This is a genomic window from Streptococcus sp. M334 (genome assembly GCF_000187745.1).
GTDB lineage: Bacteria > Bacillota > Bacilli > Lactobacillales > Streptococcaceae > Streptococcus.
The window spans coordinates 100,267-123,459 of the sequence record NZ_GL732487.1 but is presented as its reverse complement, the minus strand read 5'-3'; the positions used below and the strand labels follow the sequence as shown (position 1 = coordinate 123,459).

At 40.4% G+C, this 23,193-nt stretch carries 20 protein-coding genes, 1 pseudogene and 1 riboswitch; of the genes and pseudogenes, 18 read left to right on the top strand and 3 right to left on the bottom strand.

What is annotated here, in order from left to right:
• Positions 1-26: 26 nt before the first annotated feature.
• Entirely contained in the window at positions 27-872 is an 846-nt protein-coding gene (locus HMPREF0851_RS09285; RefSeq protein WP_000280784.1) for an undecaprenyl-diphosphate phosphatase, read from the top strand.
• A gap of 32 nt (positions 873-904) precedes the next feature.
• Here the strand turns inward: HMPREF0851_RS09285 and dinB are convergent, their stop codons facing one another.
• Positions 905-1,966 carry a DNA polymerase IV gene (gene dinB, locus HMPREF0851_RS09280; RefSeq protein WP_000904573.1) on the bottom strand — a complete coding sequence of 354 codons (1,062 nt, stop codon included), beginning with the start codon at positions 1,964-1,966 and terminating at the stop codon, positions 905-907.
• A gap of 238 nt (positions 1,967-2,204) precedes the next feature.
• Here dinB and pflB point away from each other — a divergent pair, with 238 nt between their 5' ends.
• The gene (gene pflB, locus HMPREF0851_RS09275; RefSeq protein WP_000260648.1) at positions 2,205-4,529 is read left to right on the top strand and encodes a formate C-acetyltransferase; all 2,325 of its coding nucleotides are present in this window, start codon (positions 2,205-2,207) and stop codon (positions 4,527-4,529) included.
• A gap of 294 nt (positions 4,530-4,823) precedes the next feature.
• On the opposite strand, the gene HMPREF0851_RS09270 is transcribed toward pflB, so the two are convergent.
• Both HMPREF0851_RS09270 and trkA read right to left on the bottom strand, forming a co-directional pair.
• Complete coding sequence (locus tag HMPREF0851_RS09270) at positions 4,824-6,263, bottom strand: TrkH family potassium uptake protein (RefSeq protein WP_009014275.1); 1,440 nt, start codon at positions 6,261-6,263, stop codon at positions 4,824-4,826.
• Between the two features lie 3 nt (positions 6,264-6,266).
• Positions 6,267-7,616 (bottom strand): Trk system potassium transporter TrkA, encoded by a 1,350-nt coding sequence (trkA, locus tag HMPREF0851_RS09265; protein ID WP_000691679.1) that lies wholly within the window; start codon positions 7,614-7,616, stop codon positions 6,267-6,269.
• Between the two features lie 187 nt (positions 7,617-7,803).
• On the opposite strand from trkA, the gene HMPREF0851_RS09260 reads away from it, so the two are divergent.
• The 16 genes and pseudogenes from HMPREF0851_RS09260 (at position 7,804) to pheT (ending at position 23,007) form a co-directional block, all read left to right on the top strand.
• Complete coding sequence (locus HMPREF0851_RS09260; protein WP_001063587.1) at positions 7,804-8,652, top strand: S-adenosyl-l-methionine hydroxide adenosyltransferase family protein; 849 nt, start codon at positions 7,804-7,806, stop codon at positions 8,650-8,652.
• 15 nt (positions 8,653-8,667) lie between these two features.
• Positions 8,668-9,213, top strand: a complete 546-nt coding sequence (locus HMPREF0851_RS09255; RefSeq protein WP_000795922.1) for an ECF-type riboflavin transporter substrate-binding protein — start codon at positions 8,668-8,670, stop codon at positions 9,211-9,213.
• A gap of 282 nt (positions 9,214-9,495) precedes the next feature.
• Positions 9,496-11,178 carry an ABC transporter ATP-binding protein gene (locus tag HMPREF0851_RS09250; protein ID WP_000656515.1) on the top strand — a complete coding sequence of 561 codons (1,683 nt, stop codon included), beginning with the start codon at positions 9,496-9,498 and terminating at the stop codon, positions 11,176-11,178.
• Positions 11,163-11,993, top strand: a complete 831-nt coding sequence (locus HMPREF0851_RS09245) for an energy-coupling factor transporter transmembrane component T family protein (protein ID WP_001148084.1) — start codon at positions 11,163-11,165, stop codon at positions 11,991-11,993. The genes HMPREF0851_RS09250 and HMPREF0851_RS09245 overlap by 16 nt, the downstream gene beginning before the upstream one ends.
• A 315-nt stretch (positions 11,994-12,308) precedes the next feature.
• Complete coding sequence (locus HMPREF0851_RS09240; RefSeq protein WP_009014274.1) at positions 12,309-12,821, top strand: GNAT family N-acetyltransferase; 513 nt, start codon at positions 12,309-12,311, stop codon at positions 12,819-12,821.
• A 283-nt stretch (positions 12,822-13,104) separates the two neighbouring features.
• A complete protein-coding gene (locus tag HMPREF0851_RS09235) occupies positions 13,105-13,608 on the top strand; it encodes a tRNA (cytidine(34)-2'-O)-methyltransferase (RefSeq protein WP_000181378.1) in 504 nt (167 codons plus the stop codon).
• 53 nt (positions 13,609-13,661) lie between these two features.
• Positions 13,662-13,880: riboswitch (FMN riboswitch) on the top strand.
• A 159-nt stretch (positions 13,881-14,039) separates the two neighbouring features.
• The gene (locus HMPREF0851_RS09230; protein ID WP_000185839.1) at positions 14,040-14,603 is read left to right on the top strand and encodes an ECF transporter S component; all 564 of its coding nucleotides are present in this window, start codon (positions 14,040-14,042) and stop codon (positions 14,601-14,603) included.
• Positions 14,593-15,243, top strand: coding sequence for a phosphatase PAP2 family protein (locus HMPREF0851_RS09225; protein ID WP_009014272.1), 651 nt, complete (start codon positions 14,593-14,595; stop codon positions 15,241-15,243). The genes HMPREF0851_RS09230 and HMPREF0851_RS09225 overlap by 11 nt, the downstream gene beginning before the upstream one ends.
• 111 nt (positions 15,244-15,354) lie before the next feature.
• Positions 15,355-16,215, top strand: a complete 861-nt coding sequence (locus HMPREF0851_RS09220; RefSeq protein ID WP_000525618.1) for a helix-turn-helix domain-containing protein — start codon at positions 15,355-15,357, stop codon at positions 16,213-16,215.
• Between the two features lie 206 nt (positions 16,216-16,421).
• Positions 16,422-17,642, top strand: a complete 1,221-nt coding sequence (locus HMPREF0851_RS09215; protein ID WP_000991025.1) for an MFS transporter — start codon at positions 16,422-16,424, stop codon at positions 17,640-17,642.
• Between the two features lie 29 nt (positions 17,643-17,671).
• Positions 17,672-17,797: pseudogene (locus HMPREF0851_RS16195) on the top strand (phosphatase PAP2 family protein); the annotation flags it as partial.
• Positions 17,798-17,824: 27 nt separating this feature from the next.
• Entirely contained in the window at positions 17,825-18,244 is a 420-nt protein-coding gene (locus tag HMPREF0851_RS09210) for a hypothetical protein (RefSeq protein WP_000867299.1), read from the top strand.
• A gap of 4 nt (positions 18,245-18,248) precedes the next feature.
• On the top strand, positions 18,249-18,698 hold the full coding sequence (locus tag HMPREF0851_RS09205; protein WP_009014271.1) for a GNAT family N-acetyltransferase: 450 nt from the start codon (positions 18,249-18,251) through the stop codon (positions 18,696-18,698).
• A 271-nt stretch (positions 18,699-18,969) separates the two neighbouring features.
• Complete coding sequence (gene pheS, locus HMPREF0851_RS09200) at positions 18,970-20,016, top strand: phenylalanine--tRNA ligase subunit alpha (protein ID WP_000103742.1); 1,047 nt, start codon at positions 18,970-18,972, stop codon at positions 20,014-20,016.
• Positions 20,016-20,525 (top strand): GNAT family N-acetyltransferase, encoded by a 510-nt coding sequence (locus HMPREF0851_RS09195; RefSeq protein ID WP_000619947.1) that lies wholly within the window; start codon positions 20,016-20,018, stop codon positions 20,523-20,525. Before pheS ends, HMPREF0851_RS09195 begins: the two co-directional genes overlap by 1 nt.
• Positions 20,526-20,601: 76 nt before the next feature.
• Positions 20,602-23,007, top strand: coding sequence for a phenylalanine--tRNA ligase subunit beta (gene pheT, locus HMPREF0851_RS09190; RefSeq protein ID WP_000961557.1), 2,406 nt, complete (start codon positions 20,602-20,604; stop codon positions 23,005-23,007).
• The last annotated feature ends 186 nt before the right edge of the window (positions 23,008-23,193 follow it).

Genomic DNA, 23,193 nt, shown 5'->3' with positions numbered 1-23,193 from the left:
TGGAAGATAGAAAAAAGGAGTAATCTATGTATCTTATTGAAATTTTAAAATCTATCTTCTTCGGGATTGTTGAAGGAATTACGGAATGGTTGCCAATTTCTAGTACAGGTCACTTGATTTTAGCAGAGGAATTTATCCAATACCAAAATCAAAACGAAACCTTTATGTCCATGTTTAATGTTGTAATTCAGCTTGGAGCGATTTTGGCGGTTATGGTTATTTACTTTAACAAGCTCAATCCTTTCAAACAGACTAAGGATAAGCAGGAAGTTCGTAAGACTTGGAGACTATGGTTGAAGGTCTTGATTGCAACTTTGCCTTTACTTGCCGTCTTTAAGTTTGATGATTGGTTTGATACCCACTTCCATAACATGGTTTCTGTTGCTCTCATGTTGATTATTTATGGGATTGCCTTTATCTATTTGGAAAAGCGCAATAAAGCGCGTGCTATCGAGCCAAGTGTGACAGAGTTGGACAAGCTTCCTTATACGACAGCCTTCTATATCGGTCTCTTCCAAGTTCTTGCCCTTTTACCAGGGACAAGCCGTTCTGGGGCAACGATCGTCGGTGGTTTGTTAAATGGAACCAGTCGTTCTGTTGTGACAGAATTTACCTTCTATCTTGGAATTCCTGTTATGTTTGGGGCTAGCGCCTTAAAGATTTTCAAATTTGTGAAAGCAGGACAGCTCTTGAGCTTTGGACAGTTGTTCTTGCTCTTGGTTGCCATGGGAGTCGCTTTCGCAGTCAGCATGGTCGCTATTCGCTTCTTGACCAGCTATGTGAAAAAACACGACTTTACCCTTTTCGGTAAATACCGTATCGTACTTGGTAGTGTCTTATTGCTTTATAGCTTTGTCCGTTTGTTTGTATAAGAAAAGCCTTGAAGAGTCAGCTCTTCAAGGTTTTAAAATCCAGTCATGGTAATCCCCAACAGGCGGACACCTCTTTCTTTCTCGTCTAACTCTTCATAGAGTTGTAGGGCTATTTGGCCTATCTGACTAGCATCCTGTGTTTTTTGGGCCAGACTTTTTCGTTTAGTAAGAGTTGAAAAGTCCTCGTAGCGGATTTTTAGAATGACAATTTTTCCAGATTTTTCTTGTTGACTGAGATTGAGAGCGACTCTTTCTGATAGGAGAGTCAGCTCTTTTTTGATGTCTTCCTCGGCACGGAGAATCTTTCCATAGGTTTTTTCTTTGCCGACTGATTTACGGATGCGATTAGATTTGACGGGGGAGTTGTGAATGCCACGAGCCTTTCGATAAAGGTCATAGCCCAGTCTGCCAAAACGGTCTATTAGAGTCAATTCAGGAACTTCAAGTAGGTCAGCGCCAGTAAAAACACCCATTTGATGAAGTCGTTCCACCGTCTTTTTTCCTACTCCATGAAACTTAGCAATATCCATTTGTTTGAGAAAATCCTCAGCTTGATCAGGTAGAATCACTGTCAAACCATGTGGTTTTTGATAATCGCTAGCCATTTTAGCTAAGAATTTGTTGTAGGAAACGCCAGCAGAAGCAGTTAAATGAAGTTCCTGCCAGATATCCTCTTGAATGAGGCGAGCGATTTTGACTGCTGACTTAATCCCGAGTTTATTTTCTGTTACATCCAAATAGGCTTCGTCAATACTCATAGGCTCAATCAAATCTGTATAACGCTTGAAAATCGCTCGAATCTGGAGGCCCACAGATTTATATTTTTCATAATTCCCTGAGATAAAGACGGCCTGGGGACAGCGTTCATAAGCTTCCTTGGAACTCATGGCAGAATGAACACCAAAAGCTCGTGCTTCATAGCTACAGGTAGAAACGACTCCCCGCCCACCTGTTTGCCGAGGGTCGCTTCCGATAATGACAGGTTTTCCTTTGAGTTTAGGATTATCTCTGATTTCCACCGCAGCAAAAAAGGCATCCATGTCAATATGGATGATTTTTCTTGACAAATCATTTAATAAGGGGAAAATCAACATGCCTAGCACCTTTTTACTGCTTATTTTCTTTTATTATACCCTTTTTTCTGAAAAAAAGAAAAAAGGACTTTCTTTTTTTCAAAAATATAATACAGTTTGGTATAGAATACGGTCTGTGTTAGAAAAGAAAGTGTAAAAATAAGGAATTTTTGCTTGTTGAAATCGGTTACTGTATGGTATACTGGTTTCATAAATGTAACAGATGACTGTTACTAGAAAGAAAACAGAGGACATTAACATGGTTGTTAAAACAGTTGTTGAAGCACAAGATATTTTTGACAAAGCTTGGGAAGGCTTCAAAGGCGTAGATTGGAAAGAAAAAGCAAGTGTATCACGCTTTGTACAAGCTAACTACACACCTTACGATGGAGATGAAAGCTTCCTTGCAGGGCCAACAGAACGTTCACTTCACATCAAAAAAATTGTAGAAGAAACTAAGGCTCACTACGAAGAAACTCGTTTCCCAATGGACACTCGTCCAACATCTATCGCTGATATTCCAGCAGGATTTATCGATAAAGAAAACGAAGTTATCTATGGTATCCAAAATGATGAACTCTTCAAATTGAACTTCATGCCAAAAGGTGGTATCCGTATGGCTGAAACTACTTTGAAAGAAAATGGATACGAACCAGATCCAGCTGTTCACGAAATCTTCACTAAATACGTAACAACAGTTAACGACGGTATCTTCCGTGCTTACACTTCAAACATCCGTCGCGCTCGTCACGCTCACACTGTAACTGGTCTTCCAGATGCATACTCACGCGGACGTATCATCGGTGTTTACGCACGTCTTGCTCTTTACGGTGCAGACTACTTGATGCAAGAAAAAGTAAACGACTGGAATGCAATCGAAGAAATCGATGAAGAAACAATCCGTCTTCGTGAAGAAATCAACCTTCAATACCAAGCATTGCAACAAGTTGTTCGCTTGGGTGACCTTTACGGTGTTGATGTTCGCAAACCAGCGATGAACGTTAAAGAAGCGATCCAATGGGTTAACATCGCCTTCATGTCTGTCTGCCGTGTTATCAACGGTGCTGCTACATCTCTAGGACGTGTGCCAATCGTATTGGACATCTTTGCAGAACGTGACCTTGCTCGTGGTACATTTACTGAATCAGAAATCCAAGAATTTGTTGATGATTTCGTTATGAAACTTCGTACAGTTAAATTTGCTCGTACAAAAGCTTACGACCAATTGTACTCAGGTGACCCAACTTTCATCACAACTTCTATGGCTGGTATGGGTAACGACGGTCGTCACCGTGTTACTAAGATGGACTACCGTTTCTTGAACACTCTTGACAATATCGGTAACTCTCCAGAACCAAACTTGACAGTTCTTTGGACTGACAAATTGCCATATAACTTCCGTCGCTACTGTATGCACATGAGCCACAAACACTCTTCTATCCAATACGAAGGTGTAACAACAATGGCTAAAGACGGATATGGTGAAATGAGCTGTATCTCATGCTGTGTGTCTCCACTTGACCCAGAAAATGAAGAACAACGCCACAACATCCAGTACTTCGGTGCTCGTGTAAACGTATTGAAAGCCCTTCTTACTGGTTTGAACGGTGGTTACGACGATGTTCACAAAGACTACAAAGTATTTGACATCGAACCAATCCGTGACGAAGTTCTTGAATTTGAATCAGTTAAAGAAAACTTTGAAAAATCTCTTGACTGGTTGACTGACACTTATGTAGATGCTTTGAATATCATCCACTACATGACTGATAAGTACAACTATGAAGCTGTTCAAATGGCATTCTTGCCAACTAAACAACGTGCCAACATGGGATTCGGTATCTGTGGATTTGCCAATACTGTTGATACATTGTCAGCTATCAAATATGCTACAGTTAAACCAATCCGTGATGAAAATGGCTACATCTACGATTACGAAACAATCGGTGAATACCCACGTTGGGGTGAAGATGACCCACGCTCAAACGAATTGGCAGAATGGTTGATTGAAGCTTACACAACTCGTCTACGTAGCCACAAACTTTACAAAGACGCAGAAGCTACTGTATCACTTTTGACAATCACATCTAACGTTGCTTACTCTAAACAAACTGGTAACTCACCAGTTCACAAAGGTGTGTACCTCAACGAAGATGGTTCTGTGAACTTGTCTAAACTTGAATTCTTCTCACCAGGTGCTAACCCATCTAACAAAGCTAAAGGTGGATGGTTGCAAAACTTGAACTCACTTTCTAGCCTTGACTTTAGTTATGCAGCTGACGGTATCTCATTGACTACACAAGTGTCACCTCGCGCTCTTGGTAAGACTCGTGACGAACAAGTTGATAACTTGGTAACAATCCTTGATGGTTACTTCGAAAACGGTGGACAACACGTTAACTTGAACGTTATGGACTTGAACGATGTTTATGAAAAGATCATGTCAGGTGAAGATGTTATCGTACGTATCTCTGGATACTGTGTAAACACTAAATACCTCACTCCAGAACAAAAAACTGAATTGACACAACGTGTCTTCCACGAAGTTCTTTCAATGGATGATGCATTGGATGCATTGAGCTAATTAAGTTTTTGAATAATGAAAAGGAACCCTCGGTCAAACGACTGAGGGTTTTTGAGTTCTTATACTCTTCGAAAATCTCTTCAAATCACGTCAGCTTTATATGCAACCTCAAAGCGGTGCTTTGAGCAACCTGTGGCTAGCTTCCTAGTTTGCTCTTTGATTTTCATTGAGTATTAAATATTTTAAGTCATTTTCTGAAGTGTCTCACTTTGTTTAAAAAGAGTCGGTTGAGTTTAGGGAAGTATCTGAAAATAAAAACACCACACTTTGTTAGATACAAGGTGTGGTTATATTTTATCTCTTAGACCAAGTTCTCTTCATAAAGAGAAGTAGGATTGGATAAATCTCCAAGCGCCCTGCAATCATTGCAAAGGAGAGAAGAATTTTTGAGATAGGACTAAAGATTGAGAAACTAGAAGTGGTTCCTAGGATAGGCCCGATATTATTGAAACAGCTAAAGACAGCGCTGGTAACGACCAGGAAATCATTGCTATCTAGGCTGACAATAAAGATAAGTGCTAGCAAAATCATAGCATAGATGACAAAGTACTTGAGAATCTTATGCTGGGTATCTTTGTCAATCACCGTTTTATTAACATGGAGGGTCAAAACACGGTGGGGCGATAGGATTGACAAAATCTGGTTTTTAGCAATTTTTGAAAGGATGAGGCCTCGAATAACCTTGAGTCCACCTGCGGTTGAACCAGCAGAACCACCGATTGCCATGAGGAAGAGGAGGATGAACTGGGAGAAGAGAGGCCAGTTGGTAATATCTCCATATCCAAAACCAGTTGTTGTAATGATGTTGGAAACCTGGAAGAAGGCCATTTCAAAGCTTTTGGAAAATCCTGGGTAGAGATAGAGAGTATTAAGGCTAATCAAGCCTGTAGAAATTATTACGATGGCTAAGTACGCCCTAAGTTCTTCGTCTCCAAAGAAGGCCTTGATCCGACGAAGCATGAGGTAGTAGTAGAGATTGAAATTTACCCCAAAAACCAAAACTCCGATACTAACCAGATAGGTAATTAGTGAGCTACCATAGTGAGCAATTCCATCGTTATAGACGGTAAATCCCCCAGTTCCCGCGGTCCCCATAGCGATAACAAAACTATCAAATAGGGGCATGCCAGCCAGATAATAGATGATGACAAAGAGGGAGAAGAGAGCTAGATAAAGGAGATAGAGAATCTGGGCAGTATTTTTGAGTTTGGACACTACTTTACCAAAAACAGGACCAGGAACCTCAGCCTTCATTACCTCTAGGTGGCTATTCTTGGCATTGTCCATAATAGCAAGTGCAAAAACAAGCACCCCCATCCCTCCAATCAAGTGGGTAAAACTTCGCCAGAAGAGGAGGGAACGGCTGAGGACAGAAACGTCGTTCAGAATAGTTGCACCAGTAGTTGTAAAGCCGGAACTAATCTCAAAAAAGGCATCGATAAGGCTGGGAATTTGGCCAGCAAAGACGAAGGGGAGACCACCAAAGAAAGACCAAAGGATCCAACAGAGGGCAACAATCAAGACTCCCTCCTTGGCGTAAATCCGTTGATTTTTTGGCTTTTGTAAAATTCCTGAACCGCCTAGTAATACGAGAATCCCTATAGTCGAAAAGAGGGCTGTAAAGACTTGGCTCGATTCACGGTAATAGATAGCAACAGCCACAGGAACCAAAAGAAGAACAGCTTCAATCAAAAGTAACTTTGAAAGGAGGTAACGAATCATACTTTTATTCATTTCTTACCTCGCGATCAAGTCATAAATCTTGGTGATGTTTGGCAACAAGGTCGTTACCAGGAGTTTATCTCCAACTTCCAGCATCTCCTCTCCAGTAGGGAAAATAGTCTTGCCTTTTCGAATGATAGCTGCAATAAGAACCCCTTTTTTCAATTTCAGTTGAGAAAGAGGTTTGGCAGTCATTTTATTGGCTTCCTTGATATGGAATTGCAGGGTTTCGATTTGACCATTTGCTAGATGGTGCATGGCCTGAAGGTCTGAATACTGGGCATTCACTCGACCACGAATAAAGTGCATAATCGTGTCTACAGCAATGCTTTTAGGTGTAATGATACTTGAAAAATCAGGTGCATTGATAATCTCGAGGAGACTGGTACGATTGACCTTGGTGATATTTTTCTGTACACCTACCCTGTCAAGGAACATAGAGGTAATCAGATTTTCCTCATCGACTCCTGTTAGAGTCGCAACGGCATCATAATTTTGAGCACTTTCTTCTAGCAGGATATCTTTTGCGGTACCATCTCCTTGAACGATGTAGAGATTTGGGAATTTCTCGCTAAAGAAGCTGGCGATTTCAGGATTGATTTCAATGACTTTTGTATCGATACGACTGTCTTTGAGAATACCAAGTAGATAATAGGCAATTCTCCCAGCCCCGACGATGAGAAGGCTCTTCACGGCACGAGATTTGAAATAATTATGGAAGAGCATCATATCAACACGGTTACCAGTGACAAAGATTCTATCTTTATCCTGTATGGTCATGTCACCACTTGGGATGATAATTTGATGATCTCTTTCTATCGCACAGACAATGACATTACCGAATTTTTTACGAAAATCAGAAATGGGCATTTGGCAAAGACCACTAGTGGACTTGACGACAAATTCCATGAGGCTGACTCTTCCACCAAAGAAACGTTCGACAGATAGGGCGTTGGGAAAGTCAATGATATTAGCGATAGCGCGGGCAGCCAAGAGCTCAGGGTTAACGATAAGAGAAAAACCGAGAATATTCTTTTCCTTGAAATAAGAGTTAGAATATTCAGGGTTCCGCACCCGAACGATGGTCTCTTTAGCTCCCATTTTTTTGGCTAGAACGGCTGCAATCATATTCACTTCATCGTATTCAGTCAAAGCAATAAAGATATCACAATCTTGGACACTGGCTTGTTCAAGGATGGTAAAATCGGCTCCGTTACCAAGGATACCCATGATGTCAAAGCGATTAACAATATGATTGAGAACGGCTTCGTCTTGCTCAATCAGCAAAACATCATGCTTTTCTGCAACCAAGGAGCGACAGAGGGCAAAACCAACTTTTCCCCCTCCGACAAGGATAATTTTCATAATAAAACCTACTTTTTCATGATGTAACTATCATACCCTTTTTCAAGAAAAAATGCACCTACTAGCTAATAACCAGAGCTTTTAGTGAAATTTTGCTATAAGGTAAAACTATACCCTAAGCACTTGAAATAGCTATTAGCACCTTTCTCTGAAATATGGTATGATAAAGAACATACGGGGAGACAAAATGAATAATAATTTACTGGTATTACAATCAGACTTTGGTTTGGTAGATGGTGCGGTATCGGCTATGATTGGAGTGGCTTTAGAAGAGTCTCCAACCTTAAAAATTCATCACTTGACGCACGATATCACGCCTTATAATATTTTTGAGGGGAGCTACCGTCTCTTTCAGACGGTGGATTACTGGCATGAGGGAACGACTTTTGTATCGGTTGTCGATCCAGGTGTCGGCTCGAAACGTAAGAGTGTGGTTGCCAAGACTGTAAAAAATCAATACATTGTCACGCCAGACAATGGGACCCTTTCCTTTATCAAGAAACACGTTGGCATTGTAGCTATTCGTGAGATTTCTGAAGTGGCCAATAGACGTCAAAATACAGAGCATTCTTATACTTTCCACGGCCGTGATGTTTATGCCTATACTGGTGCTAAACTGGCCAGTGGTCACATTAGTTTTGAGGAAGTGGGGCCAGAGCTCAGTGTGGATCAGATTGTGGAGCTTCCAGTCGTAGAAACCATCATAGAAGATCATCTGGTGAAGGGAGCTATTGATATTCTGGATGTGCGTTTTGGTTCGCTTTGGACCTCTATCACGCGAGAAGAATTTTACAAGCTGGAACCAGCATTCGGTGACCGTTTTGAGGTGACTATCTATCACGCTGATATGCTGGTCTATCAAAATCAGGTTGTCTATGGCAAATCATTTGCAGATGTGAGAATTGGGCAACCCATCCTTTACATCAACTCTCTCTATCGTTTAGGTCTGGCTATTAACCAAGGTTCCTTTGCCAAGGCCTATAATGTGGGTGTCGGTTCATCTTGGACCATTGAAATAAAGAAAATAGAATCGTAAAATAGGAGAATATAGATGAAAAATCAATCAATTAAACAAGTTGTTGCTATCGGTGTTGGAGCTGCCCTCTTTGTTGTTATCGGGATGATTAACATTCCGACACCTGTTCCAAATACAAGTATCCAGCTTCAGTATGCGGTACAGAGCCTCTTGTCTATCATTTTTGGCCCTCTAGTGGGATTACTTGTTGGTTTAATTGGGCATGCAGTGAAGGACTCTCTTGCTGGCTATGGTCTGTGGTGGACTTGGATTATTGCTAGTGGTCTCTTTGGTCTAGCCGTCGGTCTCTTTAGAAAATACATTCGAGTAACACAGGGTGTTTTTGAGTTGAAGGATATTGTCTTCTTTAACCTCATTCAGATTGTTGCAAATGCTCTTGTTTGGGGTGTTTTGGCACCACTTGGAGATGTTGTGATTTATCAAGAAGCGGCAGAAAAAGTATTTGCTCAAGGGATTGTTGCAGGTATTGCTAACGCTGTAACTATAGCTATCGCAGGAACCCTTCTCTTGCTAGCTTATTCACGTACACAGACTCGTTCAGGAAGTTTGAAAAGGGATTAACATAAAGGAAAAGGCTGGGCAACCGGTCTTTTTCGATGTTTATAGCCTAGTCAGGCAAGCAAGCTATGATAGGACTCTTTTTGGCGCTAAGATTTTAAGAGAAGAGACTGCAAGAAGGGTTCGATTTATGATAAAATAGAAGTCTAATACTCTGCGAAAATCTCTTCAAACCGCGTCAGCTCTATCTGCAACCTCAAAACAGTGTTTTGAGCAACCTACGGCTAGCTTTTTGGTTTGCTCTTTGATTTTCATTGAGTAGAAGAAGCGAATGAAGAGAGTAAGATGAAAGAAGCTATAATTGAGTGGAAGGATTTCTCTTTCCAGTATGAAACGCAACAAGAACCAACCTTGCAAGGGGTGGACTTGACCATTTATAAGGGAGAGAAAGTCTTAATTGTTGGGCCATCCGGGTCAGGTAAGTCGACCTTGGGTCAATGTTTGAATGGGATTATTCCCAATATTTACAAGGGTCAGATGTCTGGAGAATTTTTGATCAAGGGGCAAGCAGCATTTGATATGAGCATCTATGATAAATCTCATCTAGTCAGCACAGTTTTGCAGGATACAGATGGGCAGTTTATCGGGTTATCCGTGGCAGAGGACTTGGCTTTTGCTCTAGAAAATGATGTAACAGCACTAGATGAGATGAAAAATCGTGTTCATAAATGGGCTGAAAAGCTGGACCTTATTTCTTTACTGAATCAGCGTCCTCAGGATTTGTCTGGTGGACAAAAGCAGCGAGTCAGTCTGGCTGGTGTCTTGATTGATGAGAGTCCTATTCTCTTGTTTGATGAGCCACTCGCCAATCTGGATCCCAAGTCAGGTCAGGATATTATCGAATTGATTGATCAGATTCATAAGGAGGAGGGGACGACGACTCTTATTATCGAGCACCGTTTGGAGGATGTTCTGCATCACCCTGTGGATCGGATTGTCTTGATAAACGATGGTCGTATTCTCTTTAATGGGAGCCCTGACCAACTACTGGCGACTGATTTATTGACTCAAAATGGAATCCGAGAACCCCTTTATCTAACCACTCTCCGTCAATTGGGTGTGGATTTAGCCAAGGAAGAACAGTTAGCAAATCTGGATAACTTGTCTATCTCAAAAGGTCAGGTTCAGCTACAGAATGAACTGGCAAAAGAAACCGTAGAATTGCAGTCACTCTTTAAATTAGAGGATTTGTCTTTTTCTTATGATGATAGACCGATTTTAAAATCCATTTATCTGGATATTAAAAAGGGCGAAAAGATTGCCATTGTCGGGAAAAATGGAGCAGGGAAATCAACCCTAGCCAAGGCCTTAAGTAGCTTTATCCAGACGGAAGGTCGCTATCTTTGGGAAGGGCAGGATATCAAAGGAGATTCTGTTGCAGAGCGGGCGGAACGAGTGGGCTATGTGTTGCAAAATCCTAATCAAATGATTTCAACCAATATGATTTTTGATGAGGTGGCTCTGGGACTACGTTTGCGAGGTGTGGACGAGCAGGAAATTGGAACGAGAGTCTATGAAACCTTGAAAATCTGTGGTCTTTATGAATTCCGTAATTGGCCCATTTCTGCCCTTTCGTTTGGACAGAAAAAACGTGTGACCATTGCTTCAATTTTGGTCTTGGGGGCTGAAATTATCCTCTTAGATGAACCAACTGCAGGTCAAGACCAGAAGAACTATACTGAGATTATGGAATTTCTCGAAGAACTGCATCAAAAAGGTCATACTATTGTTATGATTACTCATGATATGCAATTGATGCTGGATTATTCAGACCGAGCCCTTGTCATGGTGGATGGGGAATTGATTGCCGATACCGATCCAGCTAGTCTTTTGAGCAATCCTGAGTTGTTAGTAAAAGCCAACCTAAAAGAAACTTCAATCTTCAACTTGGCCAAGAAACTAGACGTGGATCCACTTGCGTTAACGGCATTTTACAAAGAAAGGAGAGAAGGTTGCAAGCTAAATTAATCGGTTACCAGCATAGAGATACTGTGATTCATCGCTTGTCAGGCGCTGGTAAACTCCTCTTTTTCATTCTCGTATCATTGGCGGCCATGATTAGCTATGATACCAGGCTGCTTGTTCTGATTGCTATTTTTTCGGTCTTTATCCTCTACTTGTCAGAAATCCGTTTTAAAGATGTTTCCTTTGTAGCCGTTTTTGCGACGGTATTTGCCGTTTTAAACGTCTTGATGGTCTATCTCTTTTCTCCCGAGTATGGGGTGGACCTTTACGGAGAGAGAAGCGTGATTTGGCAGGGAATCGGTGCCTACACTCTGACCAGTCAAGAGCTCTTTTATCTGCTAAATCTAGCCATTAAGTACCTTTGCACCATTCCTCTGGCTATTATCTTTTTGATGACAACCCACCCTAGTCAGTTTGCTTCCAGTTTAAATCAAATCGGTGTGCCTTACAAGATTGCCTATTCAGTCAGCCTGACTTTGCGCTATATTCCAGATTTGCAGGAAGAATTCTTTACTATCAAGATGTCTCAGGAAGCGCGGGGGATGGAATTATCCAAGAAAGCTTCTCTTATGCAACGAATCAAAGGCAATCTGCGCATTATTACTCCCTTGATTTTTAGCTCTCTAGAACGCATTGATACCATCGCGACCGCCATGGAGCTTCGCCGCTTTGGAAAAGAGAAAAAACGCACTTGGTATAGTTACCAGGCCTTGAAAAAAGGAGACTATCTTACCTTGCTTTTGGCAGCCTTGTTTTTAGTAGCTAGTTTACTACTTATCTTGCAGAATCAGGGACGATTTTACAACCCTTGGAAATAGTATTGTCAATGTTTTTATTAGATAAGTAAAGAGAAATTATTCTATAACTTTTTATTGATAGATTGTATGAGAAATAAAGTTAATAATTGTATGCTTGAAACTTTTTGACAAAACATGAATTAGTTTGTATACTTTATAGTAGAATTTACACTACAAAATCAAAGTTATTCAAATATAATCATTTTCAACTAAGTTCAGTGTCATAATGTAGAGATGATATAAAATAGTAAAAGTACTTAATTTAAATCGTGTTAATTTCACTTTGTGTAAACATGAGAAAATTTGAATGTAGATAATGATGGGAGAGGATTTGTAATGATCAGTTTAGAGCTGTTGTCTGAAGAAAATAGTTTAGACGTCTATTCTTTTGAAAAAGAAAATCGAGAGTATTTTGAACGAAATTTATCTCCTAGACCAGCTAACTATTTTGATTTAGAAGGTTTTAAAGAAATTACAAGGGAATTGTTAAGGGAACAAACGAATCGGGATGTCTACATGCATCTTATCAGAGATTCGCAAGGCGTTATGGCCGGAAGAATTAATTTAAGTGTTTTAGAGAATAATCGAAAAACAGCAGAGCTTGGGTATAGGATTGGGGAAAATGTTAGCAATTTAGGTTATGCCAGCGAAGCGGTTAAACTCGTTTTAGAAAAAGCCTTCACGACTTATGGTTTCAATAGAATCATTGCAGGAACGGCAACAGGTAATCTAGCCTCTCAGAGGGTGCTTTTAAAAAATGGCTTCACCTTTAGTAGGGTTATAGAAAATGACTTACAAATTCATAATGAGTGGGTTCATACAGCAGTATTTGAGATAACGAGGTCATAGTATCATCATTCCCAGTCCACAGATAGGTATAAAAGAGTAAGCAATTTTTGCAGATATTTAAGAATTTTCTCCTAGAAACCCTTGGAAATAGCTTGAAAAAATTGAAAAAATCAAGTCGTTTCTATTGACAATGATTCTGAAAGTGTTATACTAAGAAAGTAGTTTCGCTGATTTACTTCAAACCTGTTGTGAGGTAAGTTAACGATGCCTTAACCACGCTGTTTGCTGAGCTTGACTCCGGGCAGTGTGGCTATTTTTTTGCAATGGTGAAAGGAAGCAAGTCATGACAAATCACATTGTATTATTTGAACCACAAATTCCACAAAATACAGGCAATATTGCGCGTACTTGCGCTGCGACCAATTCTCCCCTCCACATCATCAAGCCTATGGGCTTTCCTATCGATGACCGCAAGATGAAGCGAGCTGGATTGGATTATTGGGATAAGCTAGAGATTTATTTTTACGAGAGTTTGGAGGATTTCATGTCTCAGATGGAGGGAAAACTCTATCTGATCTCAAAATTTGCTGAGAAAGTGTATTCTGAGGTGGATTTATCGACTGACGAGAACCATTATTTTCTCTTTGGACGTGAAGACAAGGGTTTACCTGAGGACTTTATGCGAGAACATCCTGAGAAGGCTCTCCGTATTCCTATGAATGATGAACATGTCCGCAGTCTCAATGTGTCGAATACAGTATGCATGATTGTTTACGAAGCCCTTCGACAGCAGAACTTTGCAGGTCTTGAGCTTGTTCATACCTATGAAGTGGATAAATTGAAATAAAAAATGAAAATGAACAAAATGCTTGCGCTTGCAAGCGTTTTTTGTTATGATAAAAGAGTCTTCAGGGCAGGGTGTGATTCCCGACCGGCGGTAAATTTGACTAGCTATTTTAGCTTTCTCGTCGTTGTCTTGTCTTGATATACTTTAAGTATTATCTTCGACTGCGACGCCTAGATAAATCTAAAATATCTTAGCCAAATAAGTCCGCGAGCGCAAGCTGATGTGGTGAGATTCCACAACCGACAGTATAGTCTGGATGGGAGAAGACGAAAGAATAGCTTTGTCTGTTCTGATAGATTTATAGCTAAACTGTAACTGCTTGCTTTGTTTTAATAGAGTGAGAGGGAACTTTTGGGATATAAAAAGTGAGAATAGATAGAGGAATCCTTTCCAACTTCTTCTGATTTTATAGAAAATTGGAGGAACCTGTTATGACAAACACACGTCGACTTTCGACCATTGCGATTCTATCAGCCATTTCATTTGTGCTGATGTACTTTGACTTTCCGCTTTTGCCAGCGGCATCCTTCCTCAAGATTGAATTTAGTATCTTGCCAGTCCTTGTGGGTCTGGTGGTCATGGATTTGCCTGCTGCTCTAGGAGTTCTCTTGCTTCGCTCACTCTTGAAATTACTTCTTAACAGCCAGGGAGTGAATACTTACATTGGTTTGCCGATGAATATCGTAGCTTTGGGAGTTTTTGTCATCGTATTTGCTTTGATTTGGAAAAAGGAACGGACAACCCCTCGTTTCCTACTAGGATCTCTAGCTGGAACTATTGGCTTGACCGTGGCTATGTTGGTTCTCAACTATGTTTACGCTGTTCCTTTGTACGCTAAGTTTGCTAACTTTGATATTGGAAAAATTTTGGGACTTTCCAACTACCTAATGACCATGGTATTACCTTTTAACTTGATTGAGGGAGTAATCTTTTCCGTTTCATTCTGGTTGTTGTATGTTCTCTTGAAACCAACCTTAAAACATTATGAGAGATAAACAAACATTTTTAATGAAGGGCAGTTTTGCCCTTTTACTTTTCGTTATTCTTGGCTACATGGTCAAATTTTACCCTGAAACGCTGGTCGGTTTTGACCAACCGATACAGACTGCCGTTCGAGGAAACTTGCCAGATTACTTGACTATTCTTTTCAGGGTCATCACACGTCTGATTGATATTCCGGTGATTATCACTTGGGTTGCCATCGCAGCCTTTGTCTTTTATCGTAAGAGATGGAAGATAGAAAGTTTCTTCATGCTGGGAAATTTGTCTTTGGCAGGTCTTTTAATCGTGACCTTTAAAAATATCTACCAGCGCCCACGACCAGCTATTTTACACTTGGTTGAGGAGAAGGGGTTTTCCTTCCCAAGCGGCCATTCTCTGGCTGTAACCTTAATGGTCGGCTCTCTGATTGTCATTCTCAGTCAGCGGATTAAAAATCCAGTCTGGAGAAAAATCGTGCAAATCGTCCTTGGGCTCTACCTAGTCAGTGTGCTGGTATCAAGGGTCTATCTGGGAGTTCACTATCCATCAGACGTCCTTGCCAGTCTCTGTGTGGGCTTGGGAGTCTTGTTTATCGAGTTTCCCTTCTATGATAAGCTCCGCTTCCAATGGCGATTTAAAGGCAAGCAGAAGTGATGGAAAAGATAAAAAATTGTACAAATACAAATAGGACCATATGAAATATATACTTGAAACATGTTTTGGAATTTGATATATTTTAATAAATAAAGCAAGGAGGAAGAAAGTGTGGGTATGTTATTAGCGACACGCTTAAAAAATAAAAGAAAGGAATTAAAATTATCTCAAAAAGAATTAGCTGAGGGGATTTGTGAGCAAGGGCAGATTAGCCGTATGGAGCAAGGTAAATACTCACCTGGGTCAGAATTACTCTTTCAACTATCTAAGCGATTGAAGGTGAGCATGGATTATTTCTTTGAAGATACTGAGGTTTCTAGTTTAGAAAATATTGATAAGTTTAAAGAACTATCTAAGAAATTTTTGGATGAGAGGGAATATGAATCTCTCCATTATATCTATGAACTGGAAAAATCTAAACGTGCTCGTCTATCTGCTAAAGACCAGATTTATTTGGACTGGATTGATACATTAGTTCAATTCCGTTATCTAAATCATCAAACAGAGGCAGTTGCGAAACTGGAAAAAATACTGTTATCTCTGAAAAAATCTGATTTTTACTATCTACAACTGGGAAATACCTTGGCTAATTTTTATTTTGATATGGGGCAGGAAGACACATATCAGGAACTCTATCAACTTTTAAAAGAGAACCTCCAGTCACTATCTGTTCATCATTTGGAACAGTTAGAATTGATGATTAAATTCCGATATAACTATTGTAGATATTTGTGGTTGAATGAACGAACATCTGAAGCTATAGAAGAAATTACAGAAACAATAGCTATTTGTAAAAGGTATAATAGTAGTTATCGATTAGCAGATTTGTATTGTTTATTGGGAAATATAAGCGTGGGATTTGCTGAAAGGGATAGGATACTAGGTTTTTATCAAGTATCTTATCAGCTTTACAAGCACGAAGAGAACCAGAGAATGATGCTAGAAATTGAGAAGGAAATTATTGGAAAGTGAAGATTAAGAAAAAGATTTGTATTTTTAGATAACTTAAATTCATATTTCAAAAAAAATAAGAAAACACCATAAAAATTATTGACAAAGTAAAATTGATATGTTAGAATATCATCATTAGTTTTTGATTTTGGTATTGGAACTTTGGGGATATATTGGGCGTTGTTAGGATTTCAATTTCCTTTTGAGCTGAAGAAGGAGGCAATCCAATGAATGCTTTTCTGACCAATAAAAATTATCGGATGTTGCTGATTAATCAATGGGTTTCGTCATTTGGTGATACGCTGTTTTATATTTCCTTTATTTCTTATGTATCGGGATATAAATTTGCTTCATTAGCTGTTCTTTGTATAACAGTTTCGGAGACTTTGCCGCAGATTTCTCAGTTGTTCACAGGCGTTATTGCCGATTTTCAAAAAAATCGTGTTGCAAAATATATTGCTATATTGGCAAGTAAGTTTCTGCTTTATACTCTATTGACACTGTTTGTAACGGATAAGAACTTTTCTATGGGGATGGTTTTTCTTATTTGTGGCATCAATCTTTTATCAGATACCATGAGTTATTTTGCAGGTGCTATGATTTCTCCTTTGTATGTGAGGATTATAGGAGATGATATGACAGATGCTATGGGGTTTAGACAGGCAACTGCTGGTGTAGTTAATATTCTTAGCAACCTTACAGGTGGAGTTTTGATTGGGGTCATCAGTCTTCAGATGTTTGTGGGTTTGAATGCTTTGACCTTTCTTTTTGCACTGTTGGGTGTGGTGTTTATTCGTACTTCTTTGAGAGATATTGAGGGACAGATGGAGGTTAGTAAAAGATTAACCGCAAAATCTTTTGGAGAGCATTTCCTCCATTCAATGAAGATATTGGCAAGTTTTCCAGCCATCATCAAATTAATATTCATTGCTGCTATGAATCAAATGATTTTAAGCATTATTACCCCTTTAACGACTTTGATGTTGATTCATCATCCATTTATCTTCTTTGACACTGGGCAATCCATTGCAGTATTGTCAGTGGTTACTTTTTCAGGAACGATTGTGGGAAGTTTTTTGAGTGGAGGTATCCTAAAAAATATTCCCATAAAAATGATTGTCTACTTTGAAGAAATTATGCATCTCTGTATTCTCTTTTCTTGGTTGACCAATCATTTCCTTCTTTTATTGGTGGTTGTCTTCTTATGCGCAGTTGCGGTAGGAATGATGGGACCTCGGATTTTCAATCTTGTGTTTTCGATGGTTCCAGAGGAGGTCATGGGAACCATACAGTCAGTACTTGGAGCGTTTAATGTTGTTGTCCCAGGAATTCTTAGCATGCTCATCGTTGCCTTAGCGAGTGCTACAAACCTAAAAATCACAGTGCTTCCACTTTTTATTTTTGTATTGACTGCCTTAGCAATTGTGAAAGCAATGAAAATAGAGTAATAGTAGTATGAACTACTGTCTCTTTTGGGGTGGGAGTTCACTATCCATCAGACGTTCTTGCCAGTCTCTGTGTGGGCTTGGGAGTCCTGTTTATCGAATTTCCCTTCTATGACAAGCTCCGCTTCCAATGGCGATTTAAAGGTAAGCAGAAGTGAGTATCAAATTCCCTTGAGGAGAAAGAAATGAAAGTCAATATAGCAGATCTTCATCCGACTCAACTATACTTATCAGAAAAGAAGTTGCAAGATATTCAGATGCTTTACCAGTCGGCAGAAACAATCCAAGTCGATCCAATCAGTATTCTTGCCTTTGGAGATTACTTGTTGATTACAGATGGGCATCACAGGGCTTATCAGGCTTTATTGGCAGGTAGGGATACGATTTCTGCTGAGTTTGATAGAGACGGCGGTGATGAACTATATCATCTCTATGTGCAAGCTTGTGAGGAAAGAAAGATTTACTCTGTTCTGGATTTAAAAAATCATATCTTAGCTCAAGATGAGTATGAAGCAAAATGGTATAACTGGTGCGATGGTTTTAATCAAGCAGCAACTCTCTTATTGAAAAGGAAAGCAGATGAAACGGATTTTACAAATAGATAATGCACTGCGTCTTGTTCCTTATTGTAAGGTCAATCATTGTGAGGAAGCTTTTGCTTGGTATCAGGATGTGAACTTGGTTCACCTCGTAGATGGTGTGAAGAGACCTTATAGTCAAGAAACTTTGGAAGCTATGTATTCCCATTTGGATCAGCATGGTGAACTTTTTTGGATTGAAGTCAAGGAGAAGGGAGAATGGTTTCCAATTGGGGATGTTACACTATCTCAGGATAATCTCCCCATTGTGATTGGGAATTCCGCTTACCAACATCGAGGACTTGGAAAAAAGATTCTAAGTGCTTTGATTGAATTTGCTCGAGTAAAAGGATGGAAAGAATTGAGAGTCAAGGAAATCTACACCTACAATCATGCTTCTAGGAGGTGTTTCAAGTCGCTTGGATTTGTGGAAAATGGAGCAACAGAAAAAGGAACGAGTTTTGTATTGAAATTAGTCTAATCTAACTTGTTTTTTAACTAAAAATCTGATAAACTATGTAGTAATTGAATAGAAATCTGCAAGACTAGTAACTCAAGGGAAGTATATCAGGGAGGAGAGCCGTGACTGCAAGCTCTCTATATGAAAGCTGGGTAAATTCACTTGCGCATGGATTTAGAAATGAAGGTCTGACTTGTCAGATGAAAACGGATGGTACCGCGTGTCAACGCTCCGAGTGGAGTTTTTGGCATGTGGTTTTCTTTTTATCTGATAAGCGACTGATGGAGGAATTATGTCAACTATTGAAGAACAATTAAAAGCGCTTCGTGAAGAAACGCTGGCTAGCTTGAAGCAGATTACTGCTGAAAATGAAAAAGAGATGCAAGATTTGCGTGTCTCAGTCCTTGGTAAAAAGGGATCGCTTACTGAAATCCTCAAAGGAATGAAAGATGTCTCTGCTGAGATGCGTCCAATTATCGGGAAACACGTCAATGAAGCTCGTGATGTCTTGACAGCTGCCTTTGAAGAAACAGCTAAGCTCTTGGAAGAAAAGAAAGTCGCGGCTCAACTGGCTAGCGAGAGTATCGATGTGACACTTCCAGGTCGTCCAGTTGCGACTGGTCACCGTCACGTTTTGACACAAACCAGTGAAGAAATCGAAGATATCTTCATCGGTATGGGTTACCAAGTCGTGGATGGTTTTGAAGTAGAGCAAGACTACTATAACTTTGAACGTATGAACCTTCCCAAAGACCACCCAGCTCGTGATATGCAGGACACTTTCTATATCACAGAAGAGATCTTACTCCGTACTCACACGTCTCCAGTTCAAGCGCGTGCTATGGATGCCCATGATTTCTCTAAAGGTCCTTTGAAGATGATTTCGCCAGGGCGTGTCTTCCGTCGTGACACAGACGATGCGACCCACAGTCACCAGTTCCACCAAATTGAAGGCTTAGTTGTTGGGAAGAACATTTCTATGGCAGACCTTCAAGGAACCCTTCAGTTGATTGTCCAAAAAATGTTTGGTGAAGAGCGTCAAATTCGTTTGCGTCCATCTTATTTCCCATTCACAGAGCCATCTGTTGAGGTGGATGTTTCTTGCTTCAAGTGTGGTGGAGAAGGCTGTAACGTATGTAAGAAAACAGGTTGGATCGAAATTATGGGTGCCGGTATGGTTCACCCACGTGTCCTTGAAATGAGTGGTATCGATGCGACTGTTTACTCTGGCTTTGCCTTTGGTCTTGGACAAGAGCGTGTAGCTATGCTCCGTTACGGAATCAACGATATCCGTGGATTCTACCAAGGAGATATCCGCTTCTCAGAACAGTTTAAATAATGATTAGAAAAGTAGAAATGGCAGATGTTGAGGTGTTGGCTAAAATAGCCAAACAAACCTTTCGTGAAACATTTGCTCATGATAATACAGAAGAACAGTTACAGGAATACTTTGAAGAGGCTTATAGTCTGAGAGTTTTGTCAAGTGAGTTGGAAAATCCAGAATCCGAAACCTATTTCATTATGCACGAAGAGGAGATAGCTGGTTTTCTCAAAGTCAACTGGGGAAATGCTCAAACGGAGAGAGAATTAGAGAACGCTTTTGAAATTCAACGCCTCTATGTGCTACAAAAATTCCAAGGATTTGGACTCGGTAAGCAACTGTTTGAATTCGCTCTTGAACTTGCTATAAAAAATAGTTTTTTCTGGGCTTGGTTAGGTGTTTGGGAGCATAATACAAAAGCTCAAGCGTTTTATAACCGATATGGTTTTGAAAAATTTAGCCAACATCATTTTATGGTTGGTCAAAAAGTAGATACGGATTGGTTACTGAGAAAGAAATTAAGGTAAGAAGAGGATTCTTCTATTGAAATGATAGGAAAGGAAAAGAACTAGAGTGGCAACTGTCATTCTGGAGAACTAAATTATGCTTGTATCTTATAAATGGTTAAAAGAATTGGTGGACATTGATGTGCCATCACAAGAGTTGGCTGAGAAAATGTCAACTACAGGGATCGAGGTCGAAGGTGTCGAATCACCTGATGCTGGTCTCTCAAAAATTGTCGTCGGTGAGGTCTTGTCTTGCGAAGATGTGCCAGAAACTCACCTCCATGTTTGTCAGGTTAACGTTGGCGAAGAAGCAACCCGTCAAATCGTTTGTGGTGCCCCAAATGTGCGTTCTGGTATCAAGGTTATGGTGGCTCTTCCAGGAGCTCGCATCGCTGACAACTACAAAATCAAAAAAGGGAAAATTCGTGGCTTAGAGTCACTTGGAATGATCTGTTCGCTTGGTGAATTGGGGATTTCTGACTCAGTTGTGCCTAAGGAATTCGCAGATGGCATCCAAATCTTGCCAGAAAATGCTGTTCCGGGTGAGGAAGTCTTTTCTTACCTAGACTTGGATGATGAAATCATCGAACTGTCTATCACACCCAACCGTGCGGATGCCCTTTCTATGCGTGGAGTGGCTCACGAAGTGGCAGCTATCTATGATAAGGCAGTCAACTTTAAAGAATTTACTCTTTCAGAAACAGACCAAGCTGCAGCAGATGCCCTTTCTGTGGGCATTGAAACAGACAAGGCGCCTTACTATGCCGCTCGTATCTTAGATAATGTGACTATCGCACCAAGTCCACAATGGTTGCAAAATCTCCTCATGAACGAAGGCATCCGTCCTATTAACAACGTAGTGGACGTGACAAACTATATCCTGCTCTACTTTGGTCAACCTATGCATGCTTTTGACTTGGATACATTTGAAGGGAGTGACATCCGTGTACGTGAAGCGCGTGCTGGTGAAAAATTGGTGACTTTAGATGGTGAAGAACGTGACTTGGACGTGAATGATTTAGTTATCACTGTCGCAGACAAGCCAGTAGCCCTTGCAGGTGTCATGGGTGGTCAAGCAACAGAAATCTCTGAGAAATCTAGTCGTGTCGTCCTTGAAGCTGCAGTCTTCAACGGAAAATCAATTCGTAAGACTAGTGGTCGCCTCAACCTTCGTTCTGAGTCATCTTCTCGCTTTGAAAAAGGGATTAATGTGGCAACAGTTAATGAGGCTCTTGATGCGGCGGCTAGCATGATTGCAGAGCTTGCAGGTGCGACTGTGCGTAAGGGTATCGTTTCAGCGGGTGAACTTGATACCTCTGATGTAGAAGTTTCTTCAACTCTTGCTGATGTTAACCGTGTCCTTGGTACAGAACTTTCTTACGCGGATGTAGAAGACGTCTTCCGTCGTCTTGGCTTTGGTCTTTCTGGGAATGCAGACAGCTTTACAGTCAGCGTCCCACGTCGTCGTTGGGATATCACCATCGAAGCGGACCTCTTTGAAGAAATCGCTCGTATCTACGGTTATGATCGCTTGCCAACCAGCCTTCCAAAAGACGATGGTACAGCTGGTGAATTGACTGCGACACAAAAACTCCGCCGTCAAGTTCGTACGATTGCTGAAGGAGCAGGTTTGACAGAAATCATTACCTATGCTCTGACAACTCCTGAAAAAGCAGTAGAGTTTACAGCTCAACCAAGTAACCTTACAGAACTTATGTGGCCAATGACAGTGGACCGTTCTGTCCTCCGTCAAAATATGATTTCTGGTATCCTTGATACGGTGGCTTATAACGTAGCTCGTAAGAACAAAAACTTGGCCCTTTACGAGATTGGAAAAGTCTTTGAACAGACTGGCAATCCAAAAGAAGAACTTCCAAATGAGATCAACAGCTTTGCCTTTGCCTTGACAGGCTTGGTTGCAGAAAAAGATTTCCAAACAGTAGCAGTTCCAGTTGATTTCTTCTATGCTAAGGGAATCCTTGAAGCCCTCTTTGCTCGTTTGGGACTCCAAGTAACTTATACAGCAACATCTGAAATCCCTAGCCTTCATCCAGGTCGTACAGCAGTCATTTCACTCGGTGACCAAGTTCTTGGTTTCCTTGGCCAAGTGCATCCAGTCACTGCTAAGGCTTACGATATTCCAGAAACGTATGTGGCTGAGCTTAACCTTTCAGCCATCGAAACTGCGCTTCAACCTGCTAATCCATTTGTGGAAATCACCAAATTCCCAGCAGTCAGCCGTGACGTTGCCCTTCTCCTCAAGGCAGAAGTGACTCACCAAGAAGTTGTAGATGCTATCCAAGCTGCAGGCGTGAAACGTTTGACAGATATCAAACTCTTTGACGTCTTCTCAGGAGAAAAATTGGGACTTGGTATGAAGTCAATGGCTTATAGCTTGACTTTCCAAAATCCAGAAGATAGCTTAACGGATGAAGAAGTCGCACGCTACATGGAAAAAATCCAAGCGTCTCTTGAAGAAAAAGTCAATGCAGAAGTGCGTTAAGTTATTAGAGTTTGAAATAAAAATTTAGACTTAAACATAAAAAACGAATAAAACTAGTTTTCTGGAGAGTCAGAATTTTGTTTTATTCGTTTTTTTTGATTGCTTTAAACAAGGTCAGTTTCTCTTTGACGTATGACAATTATAAATAAAGATCAGTTGACAGCAGATTGAATCTAGAGTAGTATA

Bases quoted from the DNA above. Each gene is read 5' to 3' on its own strand.
- HMPREF0851_RS09210 (WP_000867299.1), top strand. From the start codon at position 17,825: ATGAAAGTCAATATAGCAGATCTTCATCCGACTCAACTATACTTATCA.
- HMPREF0851_RS09215 (WP_000991025.1), top strand. From the start codon at position 16,422: ATGAATGCTTTTCTGACCAATAAAAATTATCGGATGTTGCTGATTAAT.
- HMPREF0851_RS09240 (WP_009014274.1), top strand. From the start codon at position 12,309: ATGATCAGTTTAGAGCTGTTGTCTGAAGAAAATAGTTTAGACGTCTAT.
- dinB (WP_000904573.1), bottom strand. From the start codon at position 1,966: ATGTTGATTTTCCCCTTATTAAATGATTTGTCAAGAAAAATCATCCAT.
- HMPREF0851_RS09225 (WP_009014272.1), top strand. From the start codon at position 14,593: ATGAGAGATAAACAAACATTTTTAATGAAGGGCAGTTTTGCCCTTTTA.
- HMPREF0851_RS09250 (WP_000656515.1), top strand. From the start codon at position 9,496: ATGAAAGAAGCTATAATTGAGTGGAAGGATTTCTCTTTCCAGTATGAA.
- pheS (WP_000103742.1), top strand. From the start codon at position 18,970: ATGTCAACTATTGAAGAACAATTAAAAGCGCTTCGTGAAGAAACGCTG.
- HMPREF0851_RS09285 (WP_000280784.1), top strand. From the start codon at position 27: ATGTATCTTATTGAAATTTTAAAATCTATCTTCTTCGGGATTGTTGAA.
- pflB (WP_000260648.1), top strand. From the start codon at position 2,205: ATGGTTGTTAAAACAGTTGTTGAAGCACAAGATATTTTTGACAAAGCT.
- HMPREF0851_RS09195 (WP_000619947.1), top strand. From the start codon at position 20,016: ATGATTAGAAAAGTAGAAATGGCAGATGTTGAGGTGTTGGCTAAAATA.
- HMPREF0851_RS09260 (WP_001063587.1), top strand. From the start codon at position 7,804: ATGAATAATAATTTACTGGTATTACAATCAGACTTTGGTTTGGTAGAT.
- pheT (WP_000961557.1), top strand. From the start codon at position 20,602: ATGCTTGTATCTTATAAATGGTTAAAAGAATTGGTGGACATTGATGTG.
- HMPREF0851_RS09235 (WP_000181378.1), top strand. From the start codon at position 13,105: ATGACAAATCACATTGTATTATTTGAACCACAAATTCCACAAAATACA.
- HMPREF0851_RS09255 (WP_000795922.1), top strand. From the start codon at position 8,668: ATGAAAAATCAATCAATTAAACAAGTTGTTGCTATCGGTGTTGGAGCT.
- HMPREF0851_RS09230 (WP_000185839.1), top strand. From the start codon at position 14,040: ATGACAAACACACGTCGACTTTCGACCATTGCGATTCTATCAGCCATT.
- HMPREF0851_RS09270 (WP_009014275.1), bottom strand. From the start codon at position 6,263: ATGAATAAAAGTATGATTCGTTACCTCCTTTCAAAGTTACTTTTGATT.
- trkA (WP_000691679.1), bottom strand. From the start codon at position 7,616: ATGAAAATTATCCTTGTCGGAGGGGGAAAAGTTGGTTTTGCCCTCTGT.